This is a genomic window from Caulobacter sp. 10L414 (assembly GCF_056395525.1).
Map to the genome: position 1 here is coordinate 26595 of NZ_JBFTJR010000044.1, position 19962 is coordinate 46556.

Annotated in this window: 20 protein-coding genes; 7 read left to right on the plus strand and 13 right to left on the minus strand. The window is 69.8% G+C overall.

The window, feature by feature from the left end; all coding sequences use genetic code 11:
* Positions 1 to 170: 170 nt before the first annotated feature.
* The gene (locus AC1DCG_RS17385) at positions 171 to 992 is read left to right on the plus strand and encodes an ABC transporter permease (protein ID WP_101719657.1); all 822 of its coding nucleotides are present in this window, start codon (positions 171 to 173) and stop codon (positions 990 to 992) included.
* A gap of 164 nt (positions 993 to 1156) precedes the next feature.
* Here AC1DCG_RS17385 and AC1DCG_RS17390 read toward each other — a convergent pair whose 3' ends face one another.
* A complete protein-coding gene (locus AC1DCG_RS17390; protein WP_477030688.1) occupies positions 1157 to 1564 on the minus strand; it encodes a YbaY family lipoprotein in 408 nt (135 codons plus the stop codon).
* Positions 1565 to 1784: 220 nt separating this feature from the next.
* Here AC1DCG_RS17390 and AC1DCG_RS17395 point away from each other — a divergent pair, with 220 nt between their 5' ends.
* The 3 genes from AC1DCG_RS17395 to AC1DCG_RS17405 all read left to right on the plus strand — a co-directional run bounded on the left by AC1DCG_RS17395 (position 1785) and on the right by AC1DCG_RS17405 (position 4246).
* Positions 1785 to 2999 (plus strand): aspartate aminotransferase family protein, encoded by a 1215-nt coding sequence (locus tag AC1DCG_RS17395; RefSeq protein WP_165259604.1) that lies wholly within the window; start codon positions 1785 to 1787, stop codon positions 2997 to 2999.
* A 75-nt stretch (positions 3000 to 3074) separates the two neighbouring features.
* On the plus strand, positions 3075 to 4010 hold the full coding sequence (gene argF / locus AC1DCG_RS17400; protein ID WP_477041581.1) for an ornithine carbamoyltransferase: 936 nt from the start codon (positions 3075 to 3077) through the stop codon (positions 4008 to 4010).
* A complete protein-coding gene (locus tag AC1DCG_RS17405; protein WP_477030690.1) occupies positions 3989 to 4246 on the plus strand; it encodes a DUF2164 domain-containing protein in 258 nt (85 codons plus the stop codon). Before argF ends, AC1DCG_RS17405 begins: the two co-directional genes overlap by 22 nt.
* 138 nt (positions 4247 to 4384) lie before the next feature.
* Here the strand turns inward: AC1DCG_RS17405 and rnr are convergent, their stop codons facing one another.
* The 8 genes from rnr to plsY all read right to left on the minus strand — a co-directional run bounded on the left by rnr (position 4385) and on the right by plsY (position 14097).
* Positions 4385 to 6673, minus strand: a complete 2289-nt coding sequence (gene rnr, locus AC1DCG_RS17410; RefSeq protein WP_477030691.1) for a ribonuclease R — start codon at positions 6671 to 6673, stop codon at positions 4385 to 4387.
* A 108-nt stretch (positions 6674 to 6781) separates the two neighbouring features.
* Positions 6782 to 7156, minus strand: coding sequence for a hypothetical protein (locus AC1DCG_RS17415; RefSeq protein WP_165259608.1), 375 nt, complete (start codon positions 7154 to 7156; stop codon positions 6782 to 6784).
* A 32-nt stretch (positions 7157 to 7188) separates the two neighbouring features.
* Entirely contained in the window at positions 7189 to 9864 is a 2676-nt protein-coding gene (gene topA, locus AC1DCG_RS17420; protein ID WP_477030692.1) for a type I DNA topoisomerase, read from the minus strand.
* 115 nt (positions 9865 to 9979) lie between these two features.
* A complete protein-coding gene (locus AC1DCG_RS17425) occupies positions 9980 to 10387 on the minus strand; it encodes a DUF2442 domain-containing protein (RefSeq protein ID WP_477041582.1) in 408 nt (135 codons plus the stop codon).
* Positions 10380 to 10583 carry a DUF4160 domain-containing protein gene (locus AC1DCG_RS17430; protein ID WP_477030693.1) on the minus strand — a complete coding sequence of 68 codons (204 nt, stop codon included), beginning with the start codon at positions 10581 to 10583 and terminating at the stop codon, positions 10380 to 10382. Before AC1DCG_RS17430 ends, AC1DCG_RS17425 begins: the two co-directional genes overlap by 8 nt.
* A 50-nt stretch (positions 10584 to 10633) precedes the next feature.
* Positions 10634 to 12340, minus strand: coding sequence for a M61 family metallopeptidase (locus tag AC1DCG_RS17435; RefSeq protein WP_477030694.1), 1707 nt, complete (start codon positions 12338 to 12340; stop codon positions 10634 to 10636).
* Between the two features lie 12 nt (positions 12341 to 12352).
* Positions 12353 to 13450 (minus strand): DNA-processing protein DprA, encoded by a 1098-nt coding sequence (dprA, locus tag AC1DCG_RS17440; RefSeq protein ID WP_477037163.1) that lies wholly within the window; start codon positions 13448 to 13450, stop codon positions 12353 to 12355.
* Positions 13450 to 14097 carry a glycerol-3-phosphate 1-O-acyltransferase PlsY gene (gene plsY / locus AC1DCG_RS17445; RefSeq protein ID WP_477030696.1) on the minus strand — a complete coding sequence of 216 codons (648 nt, stop codon included), beginning with the start codon at positions 14095 to 14097 and terminating at the stop codon, positions 13450 to 13452. Before plsY ends, dprA begins: the two co-directional genes overlap by 1 nt.
* Before the next feature lie 153 nt (positions 14098 to 14250).
* Here plsY and AC1DCG_RS17450 point away from each other — a divergent pair, with 153 nt between their 5' ends.
* On the plus strand, positions 14251 to 14805 hold the full coding sequence (locus tag AC1DCG_RS17450; protein WP_477030697.1) for a hypothetical protein: 555 nt from the start codon (positions 14251 to 14253) through the stop codon (positions 14803 to 14805).
* A gap of 3 nt (positions 14806 to 14808) precedes the next feature.
* On the opposite strand, the gene pyrC is transcribed toward AC1DCG_RS17450, so the two are convergent.
* The 3 genes from pyrC to ruvX all read right to left on the minus strand — a co-directional run bounded on the left by pyrC (position 14809) and on the right by ruvX (position 17802).
* Positions 14809 to 16110 (minus strand): dihydroorotase, encoded by a 1302-nt coding sequence (gene pyrC / locus AC1DCG_RS17455; RefSeq protein WP_477030698.1) that lies wholly within the window; start codon positions 16108 to 16110, stop codon positions 14809 to 14811.
* Positions 16107 to 17102 (minus strand): aspartate carbamoyltransferase catalytic subunit, encoded by a 996-nt coding sequence (locus tag AC1DCG_RS17460; RefSeq protein ID WP_477030699.1) that lies wholly within the window; start codon positions 17100 to 17102, stop codon positions 16107 to 16109. Before AC1DCG_RS17460 ends, pyrC begins: the two co-directional genes overlap by 4 nt.
* Positions 17103 to 17319: 217 nt before the next feature.
* Complete coding sequence (gene ruvX, locus AC1DCG_RS17465; RefSeq protein ID WP_477030700.1) at positions 17320 to 17802, minus strand: Holliday junction resolvase RuvX; 483 nt, start codon at positions 17800 to 17802, stop codon at positions 17320 to 17322.
* A gap of 149 nt (positions 17803 to 17951) precedes the next feature.
* On the opposite strand from ruvX, the gene gatC reads away from it, so the two are divergent.
* The gene (gene gatC, locus AC1DCG_RS17470; protein ID WP_477041583.1) at positions 17952 to 18239 is read left to right on the plus strand and encodes an Asp-tRNA(Asn)/Glu-tRNA(Gln) amidotransferase subunit GatC; all 288 of its coding nucleotides are present in this window, start codon (positions 17952 to 17954) and stop codon (positions 18237 to 18239) included.
* Positions 18239 to 19711 (plus strand): Asp-tRNA(Asn)/Glu-tRNA(Gln) amidotransferase subunit GatA, encoded by a 1473-nt coding sequence (gene gatA / locus AC1DCG_RS17475; protein ID WP_477037162.1) that lies wholly within the window; start codon positions 18239 to 18241, stop codon positions 19709 to 19711. Before gatC ends, gatA begins: the two co-directional genes overlap by 1 nt.
* A gap of 71 nt (positions 19712 to 19782) precedes the next feature.
* On the opposite strand, the gene AC1DCG_RS17480 is transcribed toward gatA, so the two are convergent.
* A partial coding sequence (locus AC1DCG_RS17480; protein WP_477041584.1) for a hypothetical protein occupies positions 19783 to 19962 on the minus strand: 180 nt, incomplete at its 5' end.

A 19962-nucleotide genomic window follows, 5' to 3' on the forward strand; every position in this document is an offset into this window, starting at 1 on the left:
GACCGCCCCGCCGGCGGCTGACCTACCAGATAGTGTAAAGAATGCGTTAAGACGCACAATAGGCGCCAGGTAGTCTGTCCACAGAAACTATATATTGATTCTCGGAGCGGGACGCTTGCGTCCGACCCTCGCCGGGCGCACATGGCGAAGGAATTTCCAGGATCGGGCCAATGAGAGACATGGCAGACAGCGTCGTTCCGCCGCAGCCGCGCGACTATCACGGCTGGAACTGGAGCGGGTTCCTCACCCTCTATCAGCGCGAGATCCGCCGGTTCTGGAAGGTGGGCATGCAGACCGTGGCCGCCCCGGTCGTGACCACGCTGCTCTACATGCTGGTGTTCGTGGTCGCGGTCGGCTCCGACCGTCCGGCGGTCGAGGGCGTGACCTTCGGCCATTTCGTGGCTCCGGGCCTGATCATGATGGCGGTGCTCAACAACGCCTTCGCCAATTCGTCCTCGTCGCTGATCCAGGCCAAGATGATGGGCCTGACGTCGGACTTCCTGACCCCGCCGCTGACCCCGCTGGAACAGGTGGCCGCCTTCGGCCTGGGCGCGGCCACGCGCGGCGTCGTGGTCGGCGCGGTGACGGCCGCCGTCATCGGCGTGCTGCCGGGCGCGGGCCTGCAGGTCTCGCACCTGTGGGCGATCATCTACTTCGCGGTCGGGGCTGCGATCATCCTGGGCCTGGCCGGCGTGCTGGCGGGCCTGTGGTCGGAGAAGTTCGACCAGCTGGCGGCGGTGACCAACTTCGCCATCATGCCGATGACCTTCCTGTCGGGCACCTTCTACCTCGTCGACAAGCTGCCCGAGCCGTTCCGCACGGCCAGCCACTTCAACCCGTTCTTCTACCTGATCGACGGCTTCCGCTACGGCTTCATCGGCCACGCGGACGGCAGCATCGCCATCGGCGTGGTGGTCACGGCCGTGCTGGCCACGGGCCTGTTCCTGTGGTGCTGGGCGCTGTTCCGCAGCGGGTATCGGCTGAAGAGCTGAGGGTTCTTCCCTTCCTTCCCGTCATTCCCGCCCTTGTGGCGGGAACCCCTGGTTCCGTCCGCACGTGAAGCGCCAGCGGCGTGCCGAGCACGCCGCCTCAACTGCCCTTGCGGCTGATAGAGGGTTTCCCGCCACAAGGGCGGGAATGACGGGGGCTTATACGCCTACCGCCCCACGCCCTTGACCAGCACCTCGACGCCTTGCGTCGGGCCGTCGTTGATCACCGCGATGTGGGTGTCGTTGACGAAGCGCAGCTGGCCGTCCACCTCGACGCGGGCCGACACCGAGTAGCGGTGGTTGGGGCGGATCTGCGCCGGGTCATAGGCCAGCTTGAACGCCACGGGCGGGGCGCGCGTGCCGTCGATCACGTCCTCGGCAAGCACCTTGGCCGGCGCGTCGGCCAGGCTGACGTCCTGCAGCCGCACGATCGTCTTCGTATTGGGCGGCAGCATGATCCGCTCGCGCCAGACCACGGTTCCGGTGACGGCGGCGGGGCCGGGCGACACGGGCGTCGAGGCGCAGCCGGGCAGGGTGGCCAGGGCCAGCAGGGCGAGGGAAACGGCGGCCTTCATCGTGGATCCTCCATGCATCTCCCCCGCGCCCAGGCTTAGGTCGGATCGCGCGTGGATGGCAAGTTAGCGGTCCCGCGCCGCCAGGGTGTGTCCGCCACGCCCCGCAGGCCGAAAATTCATAGTGATTTCATTGACAGGGCAGGACTTCGCGTCGACAACGTCGGGCCTTCCAGTCCCCGCGCGAAAGCCCGGGGGCTTCTTGCCTTTTTGGGAGGCCGCTTTGAGCACCGCGACGTCGTCGAACCCCTCGCAACACCACATCATGGGCGTGTACAACCGCGCTCCGCTGGCGTTCGAGCGAGGCCGAGGCGCGCGCCTGTTCTCGACCGACGGCGGCGAGTACCTGGACTGCGTGGCCGGCATCGCCACCTGCGGCCTGGGCCACGCCCACCCGGTGCTGGTCGACGCCCTGAAGACGCAGGGCGAAAAGCTCTGGCACGTCTCCAACATCTACACGATCCCCGAGCAGGAAGTGCTGGCCGACAAGCTGTGCGCGGCCACCTTCGCCGACGTGGTGTTCTTCACCAACTCGGGCACCGAGGCGATCGAATGCGCCCTGAAGGCCGCCCGCCGCTATCACGCGGTGGCCGGCAACCCCGAGCGCATCGACATCATCGGCTTCGACGGCTCGTTCCACGGCCGTTCGTACGCGGCGGTCAACGCCTCGGGCAACGCCGGCTATCTGGACGGCTTCGGCCCGCGCCTGCCGGGCTTCATCCAGCTGCCGTTCGGCGACCTGGAGGCCCTGAAGGCCGCCATCGGCCCGACCACGGCCGGCGTCATCATCGAGCCGGTGCAGGGCGAGGGCGGGGCGCGCGCCCTGACCGAGGCCCAGCTGGTCGAGCTGCGCCAGATCACCCGCGAGGCCGGCGTTCTGCTGATCTTCGACGAGGTGCAGAGCGGCATGGGCCGGACCGGCAAGCTGTTCGCCCACGAGTGGGCCGAGGGCGCCGAGCCCGACATCATGTGCGTGGCCAAGGCTCTGGGCGGCGGCTTCCCGGTCGGCGCGTGCCTGGCCACCCACGAGGGCGCCAAGGGCATGACCCCCGGCACCCACGGCTCGACCTACGGCGGCAACCCGCTGGCCATGGCGGTCGGCACGGCGGCCTTCGACGCGATCAACACGCCCGAGCTGCTCGACAACGTGAAGACCATCGCCGGCTACTTCACCCAGCAACTGAACGGCCTGAAGGACCGCTTCCCGGACGTCGTGCTCGACATCCGCGGCAAGGGCCTGCTGATCGGCGTCAAGCTGGCCTCGAACAACCGAGAGTTCATGGCGCTGGCCCGCGATCAGAACCTGCTGATCGCCGGCGGCGGCGACAACTGCGTCCGCCTGCTGCCGCCGCTGAACCTGACGCTGGCCGAGGCCCAGGAAGCCGTGGCCAAGCTCGAAAAGACCTGCGAGGTCGTCCGCGCCCAAGCGGCGGCCTGATCGCAGTCCGGACCGACGCCCCTGCCGATGACGGCGGGGGCGTCCACTTCAGCTCATTCGGAAAGGTGGCCTGAGATGACCGCCCCCCGCCACTTCATCGACCTCTGGAAGCTCGACGGCGCCACGCTGCGCCTGATCCTCGAGGACGCGAAGGCCCGCAAGACCGCCCGCAAGGGCTGGCCGCAGGGCCGTGTCGACGCCGACGCGCCCGCCAAGGATCGCGTGCTGTCGATGATCTTCCAGAAGAACTCGACCCGCAYCCGCTTCTCGTTCGACGCGGCCATGCGCCAGCTGGGCGGCGACGCCATCATCTCGACGGCCTCGGACATGCAGCTGGGTCGCGGCGAGACCATCGAGGACACCGCCAAGGTGCTCTCGCGCATGGTCGACGCGGTGATGATCCGCGCCAACGTCCACGCCGACGTCGAGCGCTTCGCCCAGGTCTCGACCGTGCCGGTGATCAACGGCCTGACCGACAAGAGCCACCCGTGCCAGATCATGGCCGACCTGCTGACGATCGAAGAGCATCGCGGCGACGTGGGCGGCAAGACGATCGCCTGGGTCGGCGATGGCAACAACGTCTGCTCCAGCTTCATCCACGCCGCTCCGCTGCTGGGCTTCAAGCTGAAGATCGCCTGCCCGGCGGTCTATCACGCCGACCTGCACGATCTGGCCCGCGCCGCCGGCCTGAACGGCGACGTGACCATGAGCGAGGACCCCAAGGAAGCCGTGCGCGGCGCCGACGTGGTCGTGGCCGACACCTGGGTGTCGATGGGCGACACCGATCATGACGAGCGCCTGAAGGCCTTCGAGCCCTATCAGGTCGACGACGCCCTGATGGATCTGGCGGGGCCCGACGGCGTGTTCCTGCACTGCCTGCCCGCGCACCGCGGCGAGGAAGTCACCGACGCCGTCCTCGACGGCCCGCGCTCGCTGGTCTGGGACGAGGCCGAGAACCGCATCCACGCCCAGAAGTCCGTCCTGGCCTGGTGCTTCGGCGCGATCGGCTGACCATGGCCCGCATCGAGCTCGACAAGGACGTCCGCGAGGCCGCCCTGCGCAAGCTGACGCTCTACATGCGCGACGAGCTCGATCGCCCGGTCAGCGGCCTGGAGGCCGGCTTCCTGCTCGACTTCATCGGCGAGACCCTGGGCCCGGCGTTCTTCAACCAGGGCGTCCGCGACGCGCAGACGCTGATCCTGCAGAAGCTGGAAGACGTGGTCTACGAGATCGAGAAGCCTGTTTAGTAGACCCTCCCCCTGAAGGGGGAGGTGGCCCGGAGGGCCGGAGGGGGAATAGGCTTCAGCCGCTCACCCCGCTCCGAACTCAGCAGATACATCCCCCTCCGTCGGCTTCGCCGACACCTCCCCCTTCAGGGGGGGGTCTTAGCGTCGCTTGCCCCGCCGCACGCCCTTGGGCAGGCCGCCGCGCGGCTTGACCGCGGCCTGGCGGCGCGCGCCCAGGCGCGGCCTCGGCAGCTTCGGGTCGGCGGGCAGCGGGTCGGTGAGCATCTCGAACAGCAGGCCGCCGGTCACGGGCGTGGCCTCGCGCAGGCGCACCTCGACCGACAGGCCCAGCGGCCAGCGCTTGCCGGTGCGCTCGCCCACCAGCGAGTGCAGCTTTTCATCGTGGACGAAGAACTCTTCGCCGAGGTTGGAGATCGGCACCAGGCCGTCGGCGCCGGTCTCGTCCAGCTTGATGAACAGGCCAAAGCGAGTGACGCCGGTGATGCGGCCGGCGAAGGTCGCGCCCACGCGGTCGGCCAGGAACGAGGCGATGTAGCGGTCGGTGGCGTCGCGCTCGGCGGCCATGGCCCGGCGCTCGGCGTGGGTGATGACCTCGGCGGTGTCCTTGATGCGGGCGATGTCCTGGTCGGTCAAACCATCGTCGCCCAGGCCCAGCGCCCGGATCAGGCCGCGGTGCACGATCAGGTCGGCATAGCGGCGGATCGGGCTGGTGAAGTGGGCGTACTTGGCGAGATTCAGGCCGAAGTGGCCGATGTTGTCGCTGGAATAGTGGGCCTGCATCTGGGTGCGCAGGACCACCTCGTTGATGATCGCCGCGTGCGGGCTCTCGCGGGTGTCTTCCAGCAGCTTGTTGAAGCGCGCGGTCTGCGGGGCCTCGCCCTTGTTCCAGCGGATCTCCAGGGTCTGCAGGAACTCGGCCAGGTTCTGCACCTTCTCCAGGCTGGGCGTGTCGTGCACGCGGTAAATCAGCGGCGAGCGCTTGGCTTCCAGGCTCTCGGCGGCCGAGACGTTGGCCTGGATCATCATCTCCTCGATCAGCTTGTGGGCCTCGAGGCTGGCGCGGCGGGTGATCGAGGCGATTTCGCCGGCCTTGGTGATGACGATCCGACGCTCGTCGCTTTCGATGGCCAGGGGCGAGCGGGCCTCGCGGCCCTTGCCCATCAGGCGGAAGGCCTCCCACAGCGGGGTCAGGATCGCGTCCAGCAGCGGCGGGGCCTTGTCCGGGTCCTGGCCGGCCGGCGACGGGGTTCCGTCGATGGCGGCCTGGGCCTGCTCGTACGACAGCTTGGCGACCGAGCGCATCAGTCCGCGCACGAAGCGGTGGCTCGTCTTGCGGCCGTTCTTGTCGAACACCATCCGCACCGCCAGCGTGGCGCGGTTCTCGCCTTCACGCAGCGAGCACAGGCCGTTCGACAGGGTCTCGGGCAGCATCGGCTCCACCCGGTCGGGGAAATAGACGCTGTTGCCCTTGTCGCGGGCGTCGCGGTCCAGGGCCGAGCCCGGGCGCACATAGGCGGCGACGTCGGCGATGGCCACCCAGACCACCCAGCCGCCCTTGTTGCCCTCGCTGTCGTCGGGATGGGCGTAGACCGCGTCGTCGTGGTCGCGGGCGTCCACCGGGTCGATGGTCACGAACGGCAGGTCGCGCAGGTCCTCGCGGCCCTCCAGCGTCGGCTCCTTGGCGGCCTTGGCCTCTGCTTCCGCCTCGTCGGAGAAGCCGGTGGGGATGCCGTGGCTGTGGATCGCGATCAGCGAGGCGGCGCGGGGGTCCTCCTCGTTGCCCACCGTCTCCAGCACGCGGCAGGGCTTGGGGCCGTAGCGGCCGGCGTGGCCGGTCTGCTGCACGACGACCAGGTCGCCGTCCTTCAGGTCGCCGACGCCCGGCTGCGAGACGTCGAGCAGGTAGCTGTCCTTGGACTTGCGATCGACGGGCTCGACGCGGATCTCGCGGCGCTGCTTGCGCACCACGCCCAGCACCTTGTGGGCGCTCTGGCCCAGGCGCTTGATCAGGCGGGCCTCGTACTCGCCGCTCTCCAGCTTCTCGAAGCGCACCAGCAGGCGGTCGCCCAGGCCGGGCGCGCCGGCGGCGGCCTCGCGGCGGTCGGGGGCCAGGCGCACCATCGGGGCATCGTCGTCGGACTTGGTCAGCTTGACGAAGAGGTCGCCGTCGGCGTCGCGTTCGATCACGTCGGCCACGCCGACGGGGGGCAGGGCGCCGGCCTCGGCGAAGCCGCGGCGGCCGCGCTTGCCCAGCTGGCCCTGGGCTTCCATCTCGCGGATCATCTCGCGCAGCGCGCGGCGATCAGCGCCCTTGAGGCCGAAGTGGCGGGCGATGTCGGCCTTGGCGGCCTCGCCGGCGTCGCGCAGGAAGGCCAGCAGCGTCTCCTTGTCGGGCAGGCCGGCAGGCGGACGGGGCTTGGACGCCATCTTGGGGCGCTGGGACTTCGGGGCGGCAGTCTTGGGAAGGCGAGGTTTGGCCATTGCTCCCCTCTAAGCCGTTTCAGGGCCGAGGGGAACGGGCAGGGGGCCTCAGACCTAGTACAGGTCCTCGATCCGCTGCGGCGTCTGCTGGGCCGGCGGGACCTCGGGCTTCTTCTCGGCCGGAGGCGGGGTCACGGGCGCGACAGGAGCCTGGACCACCGGCGGCGTCTCGGGGGCGACCTCCTCGGGCGCTTCCTCGACCGGCTTGGGCGCGGGCGGGGGAGGCGGCGGGGCGACCTCGACCGGGGCCGGGGTCGCGTCCTTCACCGGCACGCCCGAGACCTCGGCCAGGGGCGCGGTCGAGACCGCGTCGGCGGGCCGGCCCGTGTCCAGCGCGCCGCGTAGGCCCAGCACGAAGCCCACGACGCTGACCGCCGACAGCAGGACCACCACCAGCGGCAGCGGCAAGGGACGTTCGAGCGTGGTCATGGCCCTAGTCTACTCTCCCCGGTCGCCCGCCGTCACGCCTCGGTCTTGGCCTTGGCCGGCGCCTTCTTGGCGGCCGGCTTCTTGGCCGCCGTGGTCTTGGCGGCGGCCTTCTTCGGCTTGGCTTCGGCGGCTTCGCCGTCGGCTTTCGCGGCCTTGGCCTTGGCCGGAGCCTTCTTCGGCGCAGCGGCCTTCTTGGCCGGCTTCTTGCCGCCGCCCTTGGCCACGCGCTCGGCCAGCAAGGTCACGGCCTCGGCCAGAGTCAGGGCCGCCGGATCCGCGCCCTTGGGCACGTTGGCGTTGGTGTCGCCGTGCTTGATGTACGGACCAAAACGGCCCGACAGCACGCGCACCGGCTTGCCGTCCTCGGGGTGATTGCCGAGCTCGGCCAGGGCCGCGGCCGCCGCGCGCTGCGGACGTCCGCCGCCGGCCCGCTTGTCGGCCAGGATGGCGACGGCGCGGTTGAGGCCGACGTCGAACACCTCGTCGGCGTTCTCCAGGTTGGCGTAGGTGCCGTCGTGCAGCACGAACGGGCCAAAGCGGCCCAGGCCCGCCGTGATCGGCTTGCCGTCGTCCGGGTGCATGCCGACTTCGCGCGGGAGGCTCAGCAGGCGCAGGGCCTTTTCCAGATCCAGCGCCGCCGGCGTCCAGCCCTTGGGCAGGGACGAGCGCTTGGGCTTCTCGCCCTCGGCCGCCACCTCTTCCACATAGGGGCCGAAGCGGCCGTTCTTCAGCCACACGGCGCGGCCGGTGGCGGGATTGATCCCCAGTTCCTTGTCGGCGCTCTCGGCCTCGCCGTCGCCCTCGGCCACGCCCAACTGGCGGGTGTAGCGGCACTCCGGATAGTTCGAGCAGCCGATGAAGGCGCCGAACTTGCCGGTCTTCAGCGACAGCATGCCCGAGCCGCAGGTCGGGCACAGGCGCGGGTTCGACCCGTCGCCCTTGTCGGGGAAGATGTGCGGGCCCAGGGCGTCGTTCAGCGCGTCGAGCACGTTGGTGGTGCGCAGTTCGGCGATCTCGCCGACGGCGGCGTGGAAGTCCTTCCAGAACTCGCGCAGGAACTCCTTCCAGTCGAGCTGGCCGTCGGAAACCAGGTCCAGGCGCTCTTCCAGGGCCGCGGTGAAGTCGTACTCGACATAGCGGCGGAAGAACTGCTCGAGGAACGCGGTGACCAGGCGGCCCTTGTCCTCGGGGATGAAGCGCTGCTTCTCCATCCGCACGTACTCGCGGTCGCGCAGCACGCCCAGAACCGAGGCGTAGGTCGACGGACGGCCGATGCCCAGCTCTTCCATCTTCTTGACGAGGCTGGCTTCGGAGTAGCGCGGGGGCGGTTCGGTGAAGTGCTGGTCGGCGCGGGTCTCGATGACCTTGGCGGCGGCGCCTTCGACGATGGCCGGCAGGCGGGCGCTGTCTTCGCCTTCCTCGTCGTCGCGGCCTTCCTCGTAGACGGCCAGATAGCCGGGGAACAGCACCACCTGGCCGGTGGCGCGCAGGCCGGTGCGGCCGTCGTGGCTTTCCAGGTCGACGGTGGTGCGCTCGATGCGGGCGCTTTCCATCTGCGAGGCGATGGTGCGCTTCCAGATCAGCTCGTACAGGCGGCCCAGGTCAGGATCCAGGCGCAGCGAGCCGGGGTTGCGGCGCATGCTGGTCGGACGGATGGCTTCGTGGGCCTCCTGGGCGTTCTTGGCCTTCGACTTGTAGATGCGCGGGGCGTCCGGCACGTAGTCCTTGCCGTAGACATTGCCGATCACCTCGCGGGCGTCGGCGATGCCTTCCGGGGCGATCGAGACGCCGTCGGTACGCATGTAGGTGATCAGGCCGACGGTCTCGCCGCCGATGTCGATGCCTTCGTACAGCTTCTGGGCGGCCTGCATGGTGCGCTGGGCCGAGAAGCCCAGCTTGCGGGCGGCTTCCTGCTGCAGGGTCGAGGTGGTGAAGGGCGGGGCGGGCGAGCGCTTGCCGGGCTTCTTCTCGACGGCCTCCACCTTGAAGGCGGCGGACTGCACGGCGGCCTTGGCCGCCAGCGCCGAGGCCTCGTTGCCGAGGTCGAACTTGGTGAGCTTCTTGCCGTCGTGCTTGACCAGGCGGGCCAGGAACGGATCGCTGCCGGCCGAGACGTCGGCGTCGACGGTCCAGTATTCCTGGGTCTTGAAGCGCTCGATCTCGATCTCGCGGTCGACGACCAGACGCAGGGCCACCGACTGCACGCGGCCGGCCGAGCGCGATCCCGGAAGCTTGCGCCACAGCACCGGCGAGAGCGTGAAGCCCACCAGGTAGTCGAGGGCGCGGCGGGCGAGGTAGGCCTCGACCAGCTCCATGTCGAGGTCGCGCGGGGCCTTCATGGCCTCGGTGACGGCGGCCTTGGTGATGGCGTTGAAGGTGACGCGCTGGATCTGCTTGTCCTTCAGCGCCTTCTTCTTGTTCAGCACCTCGAGCACGTGCCAGCTGATCGCCTCGCCTTCGCGATCCGGGTCGGTGGCGAGGATCAGGCGGTCGGCCTTCTTCAGCGCGTCGACGATGTCGGACACGCGCTTGGACGACTTGGCGTCGACTTCCCAGCTCATGGCGAAGTCGTTGTCGGGCTCCACCGAGCCGTCCTTCGACGGCAGGTCGCGGATATGCCCATAGGAGGCCAGAACCGTGTAGTCGGACCCGAGGTACTTGTTGATGGTCTTGGCCTTGGCCGGGCTCTCGACGACGACGACGTTCATTACGACTCTGGGCTAGGGGAGGTGGATCGCCCTTCCGGCGAACCAGGAGGCGAGCGCCGGAAAGTGGGGGCGAGCCTATGACAATGTCAACGGCGTCAGTGTCCGTCTGGTCAAACTAGGCTGTTCCGCTCTTGCGAGGGCGGCCGCCCTTGGCGCCGTTCATTCGCGCGGCGGCGGATTTCGCGGGGGAGGTCGCGCGGCCCGCCAGTCGGGCCATGTGCGCCTTGGTTCCGAACAATCCCGCCGTCAGTTCGGGCACCGACAGATCGACGTCCAGCGCTTCCCAGTGCAGGCCCGATCCCGCGCCAAGCACGGTCACCTCGGCCAGTTGCGTCTCGTCCGCGGTCTCCAGCCCCYGGGCCTGACGGGCCGGGAAGGCGAAGGCGGCGCCGTTGGTCAGTTCCACCACGATGCGGCCGCTGGCCGGGTCGTAGCGGGCCGACAGGGCGCGTGGTTCGGAGGCGCGGGCGGAGGCTCCCCGGGCCAGAGCCGCATCGATGTCCTGGTCGGTCAGGTCAGCCATGGATTTCCTTCCATCGCATCAGCAGGGCCTCGCGGTGCTCCGCGACGGTCGCCATGGCGCGGCGGATGTCCGCCCTGGTCATGGCTTCGGCGCGAACCAGTTCGGGCGCGCCGTCGCGCCCCACGAGATTGATCTTGGCCTCGCCGTCTCCGTACACGTGGACGTGCGCCGGTTCATGATCGTTGGTGAAGATCACGACGCGCAGTCCCCGTATGCGAAGGACGGTGACCATTCAAAATAACCCAACTAGATCGGTTTATGAAGGGGGTTGGCCGAAGCACCGGAAGGGAAGGCGCACAGGGCCGGCGCCTTCGCCGCTTCCGGCGTCAGGACCAGGCGCTGGTAGTCGTGGGCGCGATCGCCGCGCGGCAGGAAGCTGATCGTCGCGACCGGTCCTTCCTTTTCGCGCACCGCCAGCTCGTAGGGCTTGCTCGGATCGCCGCTGGTTCCGCTGCGCTTCTCGACGATGACCATGCCGTCGCGCAGGCCTGCGAGCTCGGCGGGGGAGCCCTTGCGCAGGCGCGTGATCGTCATCACCCCGGCGTCGTCGACGGCCGGTTCGAAGCCCAGATCGAAGATCGGACCGCTGACGTCCTCGATCCGCGCGCAGGGCAGGAACGCGTCGGCGGGCAGGCGGATCGGGCGTCCCTCGTCGATGTGCCGTTCGATGTCGGCGGTCACGTCCAGGCCCTGGCCCTTGGCGGCGTCGACGAAGGCCTGGATCAGCTTCACCTTGGGCTGCTCCTTTCGCGCCCTGGCCTGCGCGTGCAGCACCGCGTCAAGGCTGGATCCGGCCTGGCGCAGCTTCAGGTCCCAGATCGCCGCCAGCAGGGCGCCGCGCTGATAGGCCAGCTGGTCGGCGTTCGGATCGGTCCAGAACTTCTCGGCCGCCTCCTTGCCGGGCATGGCGATGACCGGAGAGGTTCCGTAGGCCCGCAGGGATTCGTTCCAGGCGGCGACGAAGTCGGCAGGCCCGATCAGCCCTTCCCGGATCATCAGCCGGCGGGCGTAGAAGTCGGTGAAGCCCTCGCTGAACCAGTAGCCGGCCGGACCGATGGGCTCGCCCAGCCGCTGGGGATTCCAGGCGTGGAAGATCTCGTGCGCCAGCAGGACGCGCATGTCCGCCAGCGTCATGTTCGGGGTCGTGGCCATGGCGAAGGCCTGGTGCTTGCCGGTGCCGTGGAAGGACGCGCCGCTCTCGGCCTTCAGGCTCTGGGCGGTGACCAGGTAGGGCGCCTCGGCGTCGTCGCCGAAGAAGCCGCGCTCGGCCCGCAGGATCACCTCCAGCGTGCGCACGAGTTCGGCCTCGTCGAAGCCGTAGGCGCCGCGCACGGCCAGCCGCACGGGGCCCGAACGCAGGACCCGCACGTCGCGGCCGCCGATCAGCACGCTGTGGCCCAGGTGGTCGTTCCAGCCGGCGGCGTCCTCCAGGTTGCTGGCCAGCTTGAAATCCTTCGGCCAGCCCTTGCCCCACCTGAAGGTCACCGGGCCGTTCTCGCGGTCGTCCACCGTGATCAGCGCGCTGACGCCGTCGACATAGAACCAKGACGGCCGCACCCAGGGCTCGCTGGGATAGCTGTCGGACTGGACCGGTTCGCGCGTCAGCGTGTCGTTGACCCGGTAGCGCAGGGTGAGCTTGCGTCCCGGCCTGGAGCGGATGATCCGCGCCTTGGGCGTGTCCTCGACGACGGAATCGGCGCCCTCGACGCTCAGGTCGGTAAGGTTGCGCCAGATGTCGCTGCGGCCCATCCAGTTGTTGGGCAGCGACAGGTGCGTCTCGCCGTCGGCGTCGGCCTTGAAGGTGGCGGTGATCTCCAGCGCGGTCAGGTCGCCGTCCTTCATCACCGGCGAGACGACATAGTCCACCGACGCGGGCCCGGCGGCGGCTAGCGCCGGCGCTGCAAGCATGACGAAGGTCAGCGCCGTCGCGACGCCAAAGGTCCTGGATTTCAAATCAACGCCCCCTCAGACGCCGGCCACCATGCCCCCAGGCAACAACTCGGCCCGGTTGGCGAGGGCCAACTCCACAACCGCAGCCATCACCGCCGAAGTCGGCGCTTTTACGGCGCGCACCAGTTCGTCGCGCGAGACCGGCGTGGGCGAAAGCAGCGCCGCCAGCCTTTCGCGCAGGGCGTCATGATCCAGATCGTCGGCGGCCTCGTCCGGGTCCCAGGCCCGCTCGCGTTCGCGCATCGACGGGCTGGCCGACAGCGAGCGCAGCACGTCCTCGACGCCCTCGCACAGGATCGCGCCCTGGCGGATCAGGTCGTTAGGGCCCTTGGCGCGGGGGTCCAGCGGCGAGCCGGGCACGGCGAAGACGTCGCGGCCCTGTTCGGCGGCCAGGCGGGCGGTGATCAGCGAACCCGACTTGAGTTCCGCCTCGACCACCACCACGCCCAGGGACAGGCCCGAGATGATGCGGTTGCGGCGTGGGAAGTCCTTGGCCTGCGCCCGGCGCAGCGGCGCGCTTTCGGAAACCACGCAGCCGTGCTCGGCGATGCGGGCGTGCAAGGACGCATGCTCGGGCGGATAGATGTCGGCGATCCCACCGCCCAGCACGGCGATCGTGCCGGTCGACAGCGAGCCCTCGTGCGCCGCGCCGTCGACGCCGCGCGCCAGGCCCGAGACCACCACGTGGCCGTGTTGACCCAGTTCCGCGGCCAGTTGCCTGGCGAAGCGCTGGCCGGCGGCCGAGGCGATGCGGGCGCCGACGATGGCGACGCTGGGCTGGGGCAGCAGTTCGTAGTGGCCCAGCGTCCAGATCACGGGCGGCGGCGGATCCAGGCTCGCCAGGCGATGGGGGAAGTCGGGCTCGCAGGCGCAGATCAGGCGAGCGCCCAGCCGGGCGCCGTCGTCCAGTTCGCGCAGGATCTCGTCTTCCGGCGGCGGCCTCAGCGGGGCCGCGCGACCCGCCCGACGGGCCAGGTCGGGCAGGGCGATCAGCGCCCGCTCGGGCGAGCCGAAGCGCTGAAGAAGGTGGTCGAAGGCGACGGGGCCGACCGTCTCGGTGCGCGCCAGGCGAAGCCAGGCCAGGCGCTCCTGATCCGAGAGGCCCCGGGTCATCAGGCTTCTGGCGGCGGCTCTTCGGCCGTCTTCTTCTTGCCGATCTTCGGCTCCTGGCCCTTCAGCAGGCGAGCGATGTTGTCCTTGTGGCGGATGTAGATCAGCACCGCCATGAACAGGCACAGGCCCAGGATCGGGTAGGGACGGTCGGTGGCCAGGGCGAACGGAGCGGCCAGGGCGGCGGCGGTCAGGGCGGCCAGCGAGCTGATGCGGAACAGGGCGGCCATGGCCAGCCAGGTCGCCGCGGCCAGCAGGCCCACGGGCCAGGCGGCGGCCAGCAGCACGCCGTAGAAGGTGGCCACGCCCTTGCCGCCGTTGAACTTCAGCCAGACGGGGAAGATGTGGCCGGCGAAGGCCGCGCCGCCGGCCAGGGCCACGACGGCGGGATTGCCGTGGCTGAGCAGGTGCGCCAGGCCGACGGCCACCGCGCCCTTGCCGCCGTCGCCCAGCAGGGTGATGGCCGCCAGGTCCTTGCGGCCCGACCGCAGCACGTTGGTCGCGCCGATGTTGCCCGAGCCGATCTTGCGGATATCGCCGGCGCCGCCCAGGCGCGTGGCGATCAGGCCGAACGGGATCGAGCCCAGCAGGTAGCCCCCGATCACGGCGATCGCGAGGGTCAGATAGGCGACGGGGGCGAGGCTTTCCAAGAAATGCTACCTTTGCGCGAGCGAACCATGGCCAAGCTTGGCGAACGAGGCAAGCCTGTTTTGGTCCTTATAGCCGCTTCGCGCGCCGGTTCATGCTTCCGTTTGGGAAGTTGAGCTTGGGCGCCCCGGCGGGCGTGCTCTAATGGACGGGTCATGAAGGATCCGCGCTACGCCCGTCTGATTCCCATCCTGGCCGCCGCCGTGCTCGGCGTCGGCGGGGCTCTCGCCCTGGCGCACTTCGTCGGCAAGCCGTCGCCCGACGACAAGCCCGCGGCCCCGCCGGCGGCGAAGCCCGCGCCGGCCAAGCCTCCAGCGCCCGCGGCCCAGCCGGTCGGGCCCGTCGTCTTCCTGCTGTCGATCCAGGGGATCGCCCTGGGACCCGACGACTATGTCGACGCCTTCGGCCTGAAGCTCGCAGGCGCCAAGGTCGTGAAGGTCTGCAAGACGCCGGCCGGCTGGTCGCTGACCCGCGCCCGCGGCGACGCGGGCCTGGACGGCCAGGCCTCGGTCGGCGCGGCCTTCCTCGATCGCGACCACATCGGCGACCTGCGCGGTCTTGCCCTGGTCGAGATCGCCGCCGGCGACGCCTCGACCGTCGGCGTGTCCGGCACGGCCCAGGTCGGCGTCTATGGCGATATGGGCGAGGCGCGCCAGATCAAGCTGAGCCCCGCCCGGGTCGCTCTGGTTCCCGCCGAGGGCTGCCCGTAGGGCTCACCCCTCGGCGCGGTGCACGATCCGGCCGTCGACGATCGTCATCAGCACCTGGCCCTGCAGCCTGCGGCCGTCGAACGGCGAGTTCTTCGACTTCGAAAGCAGCTTGGCGGCGTCGACGATGATCGGCGCGTCAAGGTCGCACAGCACCAGATCGGCCGGCGCGCCGGGCGCGATGCGGCCGGTTTGCAGGCCAAGCAAGGACGCCGGGGCCAGGGTGACGGCCTTGATCAGGTCGATCAGCGGCAGCCGCTCGTCGTGATAGAGGCCCAAGAGGGCCGGCAGCAGGGTTTCCAGGCCCACGGCGCCGGGCGCGGCCTGGTCGAACGGCAGGCGCTTGTCCTCGGCCGGGGCCGGTGCGTGGGCGCTGACGACGATGTCGATCAGGCCGTCGGCCAGGGCCTCGATCAGGGCCTGGCGATCATCCTCGCCGCGCAGGGGCGGGGTGACCTTGGCGAAGGTGCGATAGTCGCCGATGTCCAGTTCGTTGAAGCACAGGTGATTGATCGACACGCTGGCGTGGATCCGCAGGCCCTTCTTCTTGGCGCGGGCCAGGGTCTCCAGCGCCTGGGCGCTGGTCAGCTGGTCGACCAGCAGGCGCCCGCCGGTGGCTTCCAGCAGGGCGACGTCGCGCTCCAGCATGATCCGTTCGGCCATCGGCGAGATCGACGGCAGGCCCATGCGCGCGGCGAACTCGCCGCCGGTCGCGGCGCCGCCCTTGGCCAGCCAAGGATCGAGCGGGCGGTGGGCGAGGATGGTGTCGAAGCCCTTGGCGTAGGCCAGCAGGCGCTGGAACACCTTGCTGTCGGCGATCGGGCGATCGGCGTCGGTCACGTAGACGCAGCCGGCCTCGCGCATCAGGCCGATCTCGGCCATCTCCTCGCCGCGCAGGCCCTTGGTGGCCGCGCCGGCGCAGAGGATGCGGGCGGCGTCGATGTCGCGCGCGCGGCGCAGCAGGAAGTCGACCGTGCTGGGGTCGTCGACCGCCGGATCGGTGTCGGGCTGGACGACGAAGCTGGTGACGCCGCCGGCCGCGGCGGCGCGGGCGGCGCTGGCTAGGGTTTCCTTGGTCTCGGCGCCGGGCTCGCCGGTCTTGACCCGCAGGTCGATCAGGCCCGGYGCCAGCATGGCTCCGCCGCAGTCGACGACGCGCACGCCCTTGGACAGCTTGCCGAACTCGCGGCCCTTGGCCACGTCGGCGATGACGCCTTCGGAGACGATGACGCCGCCGGGGCCGTCATAGCCGCTCTCGGGATCGACGAGGCGGGCGTTGACGAAGGCGAGCGGCTGGGGCGCGGTCATCGGCCTTCCTCCTCGAGACGGTGGGCGAGGGAGGCGAGCACGGCCATGCGGGCGGCGACGCCCATCTCGACCTGGTCCTGGATCAGGCTGACGGCGGGATCGTCGGCGACGTCGCTGTCGATCTCGACGCCGCGGTTCATCGGGCCAGGGTGCATGACCTTGGCCCCCGGCGCGGCGCGCGACAGCTTCTCGCGGTCGAGGCCGTAGAAGCGGAAGTATTCGCGGGTCGAGGGCACGAAGCCGCCCTGCATCCGCTCCAGCTGCAGGCGCAGCATCATCACCACATCGGCGCCGGCCAGGCCCGACTTCATGTCGTGGTGCACGGTCACGCCCCAGCGCTCGGCCTGGGCCGGCATCAGGGTGGGCGGGCCCACCAGGCGCACGCTGGCGCCCAGGATCTGCAGCAGAGCAACGTTCGAGCGGGCCACGCGGCTGTGCAGCACGTCGCCGCAGATGGCCACGGTCAGGCCCGAGACGCGGCCGAAAGCCCGCCGGATCGACAGGGCGTCGAGCAGGGCCTGGGTCGGGTGTTCATGCTGGCCGTCGCCGGCGTTGACCACGCTGCCGCTGACCTTCTGGCCGAGCAGGGAGGCGGCCCCTGACGAGGCGTGGCGCACCACCAGGAGGTCGGGCCGCATGGCGTTCAGCGTCACGGCGGTGTCGATCAGGGTCTCGCCCTTGGCCACCGACGAGGTCTTGGGGTTCATGTTGACGACGTCGGCGCCCAGCCGCTTGCCGGCCAGCTCGAACGAGCTCTGGGTGCGGGTGCTGTTCTCGAAGAACAGGTTCATCAGCGTCCGCCCCTTGAGGATGTCGAGGGACTTGGACGTCTGCCGGTTCAACGCCACGAAGGCGTCGGCCAGGTCCAGAAGGTCGGCCGCCTGGGGAGCGTTGAGATCGCCCGCCGAAAGGAAGTGCCGCTTGGGGAACGAGAAGATGCGCTTGCGGATCGTCTCGATCGCCGCGCTGGGGTCATGGGCTGAAGCCGTCATGAGCCCGCGTCATAGGCGGCTTTGGGCGGGAAGGGAAGGCTAGTGTGATCCCTCTCCCCATGCGGGAGAGGGTGGCCTCGCGGAGCGAGGTCGGGTGAGGGGGTGAAGGCGCGGTCAGCTGCCTTGAGCGGATAGACTGGGCAAACCTTTGAGGTCTGAGAGACCCCTCATCCGTCGGCTATCGCCGACACCTTCTCCCGCAAGGGGAGAAGGAACTCTACTGCTCCCCCCGGATCCCCCGCATCCGCTCCAGCGCGCCCTGCAGGATCCAGCCGGCGGCCATCTTGTCGACGACCTCGCCGCGGCGCTTGCGGTTGACGTCGTGCTCGTCGATCAGCACGCGGGTCACCGCCGCCGTCGACAGGCGCTCGTCCCAGAAGGTGATGGTCAGGTCAGGGCGAAGGCGCAGCAGGTTGCGGGCGAGAGCCCGGTTGGACTGGCAGCGCACGCCTTCGGTCCCGTCCATGTTGACCGGCAGGCCGATGACGATCCCGGCGACCTTGCGGTAGTCGATGATGTCGAACAGGGCCGCCGCGTCCTGGGTGAATTTGGTCTTGTGGATCACGGTCAGCGGGCTGGCGACGGTCAGCGTCACGTCGGACACGGCCACGCCGATGGTCTTTTCCCCCGGATCCAGGCCGATGACCGGCTTGTAGTCGGGAATGGCGGCGGCGAAGGCTTCGATGTCGAGAACGGGCATGAGGCGGCTTCTAGCGCTTCGCGGGCCTTCAGGCGAGGAAAAGCCCCGTGCGCGAGCCGTCGGGCTTGTCAAAGACAAGGCTGGGCGGGTAACCCACCCCTCGACTGTCCGTGAACGCGGGCGACCGCATTGCTATTGGAGAAGGCCCCATGGCCATCGACGCCGCGACCGTCCGCAAGGTCGCCCGGCTCGCCCGCATCGCCGAACCCGAAGAGCGCATCGAAGCTCTGACGCAAGAGCTCAACGGGATCATGACGTGGATCGAGCAGCTGGCCGAGGTCGACACCGACGGCGCCGAGCCGCTGACCAGCGTCGTGGCCRCCGGCCTGCCGCTGCGCGACGACGTCGTGACCATGGGCGGCGAGCCTGAGGTCGTGACCGGCAACGCGCCCAAGACTGTCTCCAACTTCTTCGTCGTGCCCAAGGTGGTCGAATAATGAGCGCTCTGACTAAGCTCACCCTGAAGGGCGCCCTCGACGGCCTGGCCGCCAAGGACTTCACCTCGGTCGAACTGACCAAGGCTCACATCGACGCCGTCGAAGCCGCGCGCGGCCTCAACGCCTACATCCTGGAAACCCCGGAACAGGCGCTGGACATGGCCGCCGCCTCGGACGCTCGTCGCGCCAAGGGCGAGGCTGGGCCCCTGGACGGCGCGCCGCTGGGCGTGAAGGACCTCTTCTGCACCAAGGGCGTGCGCACCACGGCCTGCTCGAAGATCCTCGAGAACTTCGTCCCGGCCTATGAGTCGACGGTGACGTCGAACCTGTGGCGCGACGGCGCGGTGATGCTGGGCAAGCTGAACCTCGACCAGTTCGCCATGGGCTCGTCGAACGAGACCAGCTACTTCGGCCCGGTCACCAACCCCTGGCGCGCCAAGGACAGCAACAAGGCCCTGACGCCGGGCGGCAGCTCGGGCGGCAGCGCCGCGGCCGTCGCGGCCGACCTGTGCCTGGGGGCCACCGCCACCGACACCGGCGGCTCGATCCGCCAGCCGGCCGCCTTCACCGGCACTGTCGGCATCAAGCCGACCTACGGCCGCTGCTCGCGCTGGGGCGTCGTCGCCTTCGCCAGTTCGCTGGACCAGGCCGGCCCGATCGCCAAGACCGTCGAGGACGCGGCCCTGCTGCTGAACTCGATGAGCGGCCATGATCCCAAGGACTCGACCAGCCTCGACGTCGCCACGCCGGACTTCACCCAGTTCGTCGGCAAGTCGATCAAGGGCCTGCGCATCGGCGTGCCGAAGGAATACCGCGTCGACGGCATGCCGGCCGAGATCCAGAAGCTGTGGGACGACGGCGTCGCCTGGCTGAAGGAAGCCGGCTGCGAGATCGTCGAGATCAGCCTGCCGCACACCAAGTACGCCCTGCCGGCCTACTACATCGTCGCGCCTGCTGAAGCCTCGTCGAACCTCGCCCGCTATGACGGCATGCGCTACGGCCTGCGCGAAGAGGGCGCCAACCTCGCCGAGATCTACGAGAACACCCGCGCCAGCGGCTTCGGCGACGAGGTCAAGCGCCGCATCCTGATCGGCACCTACGTGCTGTCGGCCGGCTACTACGACGCCTACTACCTGAAGGCCCTGAAGGTGCGTCGCCGCATCGCCGAGGACTTCGACAACGCCTGGCAGAAAGTGGACGCCATCCTCACCCCGACCGCGCCCTCGGCGGCGTTCGGCCTGGGCGAGAACTCCAGCGACCCGATCGCCATGTACCTGAACGACGTCTTCACGGTGACGACCAACCTGGCGGGCCTGCCGGGCCTGTCCCTGCCGGCCGGCCTCGACGCCAACGGCCTGCCGCTGGGTCTGCAGATCATCGGCAAGCCGCTGGACGAAGGCACGGTGTTCTCGGTGGCCGGCGCCATCGAAAAGGCCGCCGGCTTCACGGCCAAGGCCGACAAGTGGTGGTGAACTAGCGAAAGCTAGGACCCAAGAAAAAGGGCGGCTCCAGCGATGGAGCCGCCCTTCGTCGTTCTTGGCCCTTACTGGGGCGTATTAGGCGTCACCGGAACCACGGGGACGGGCGCCTGCGGAGCCGGGGCCGGGGTGGGCGCCGGCACGGCCAGCGGGGCCGGCTCGGCGACGATCGCGGCCGGAGCGGCGGGCGCCGGCGCGGGCGTCGGGGCCGGGACGGTGGCGCTGACGTTGCTCGAGGCCTCGTC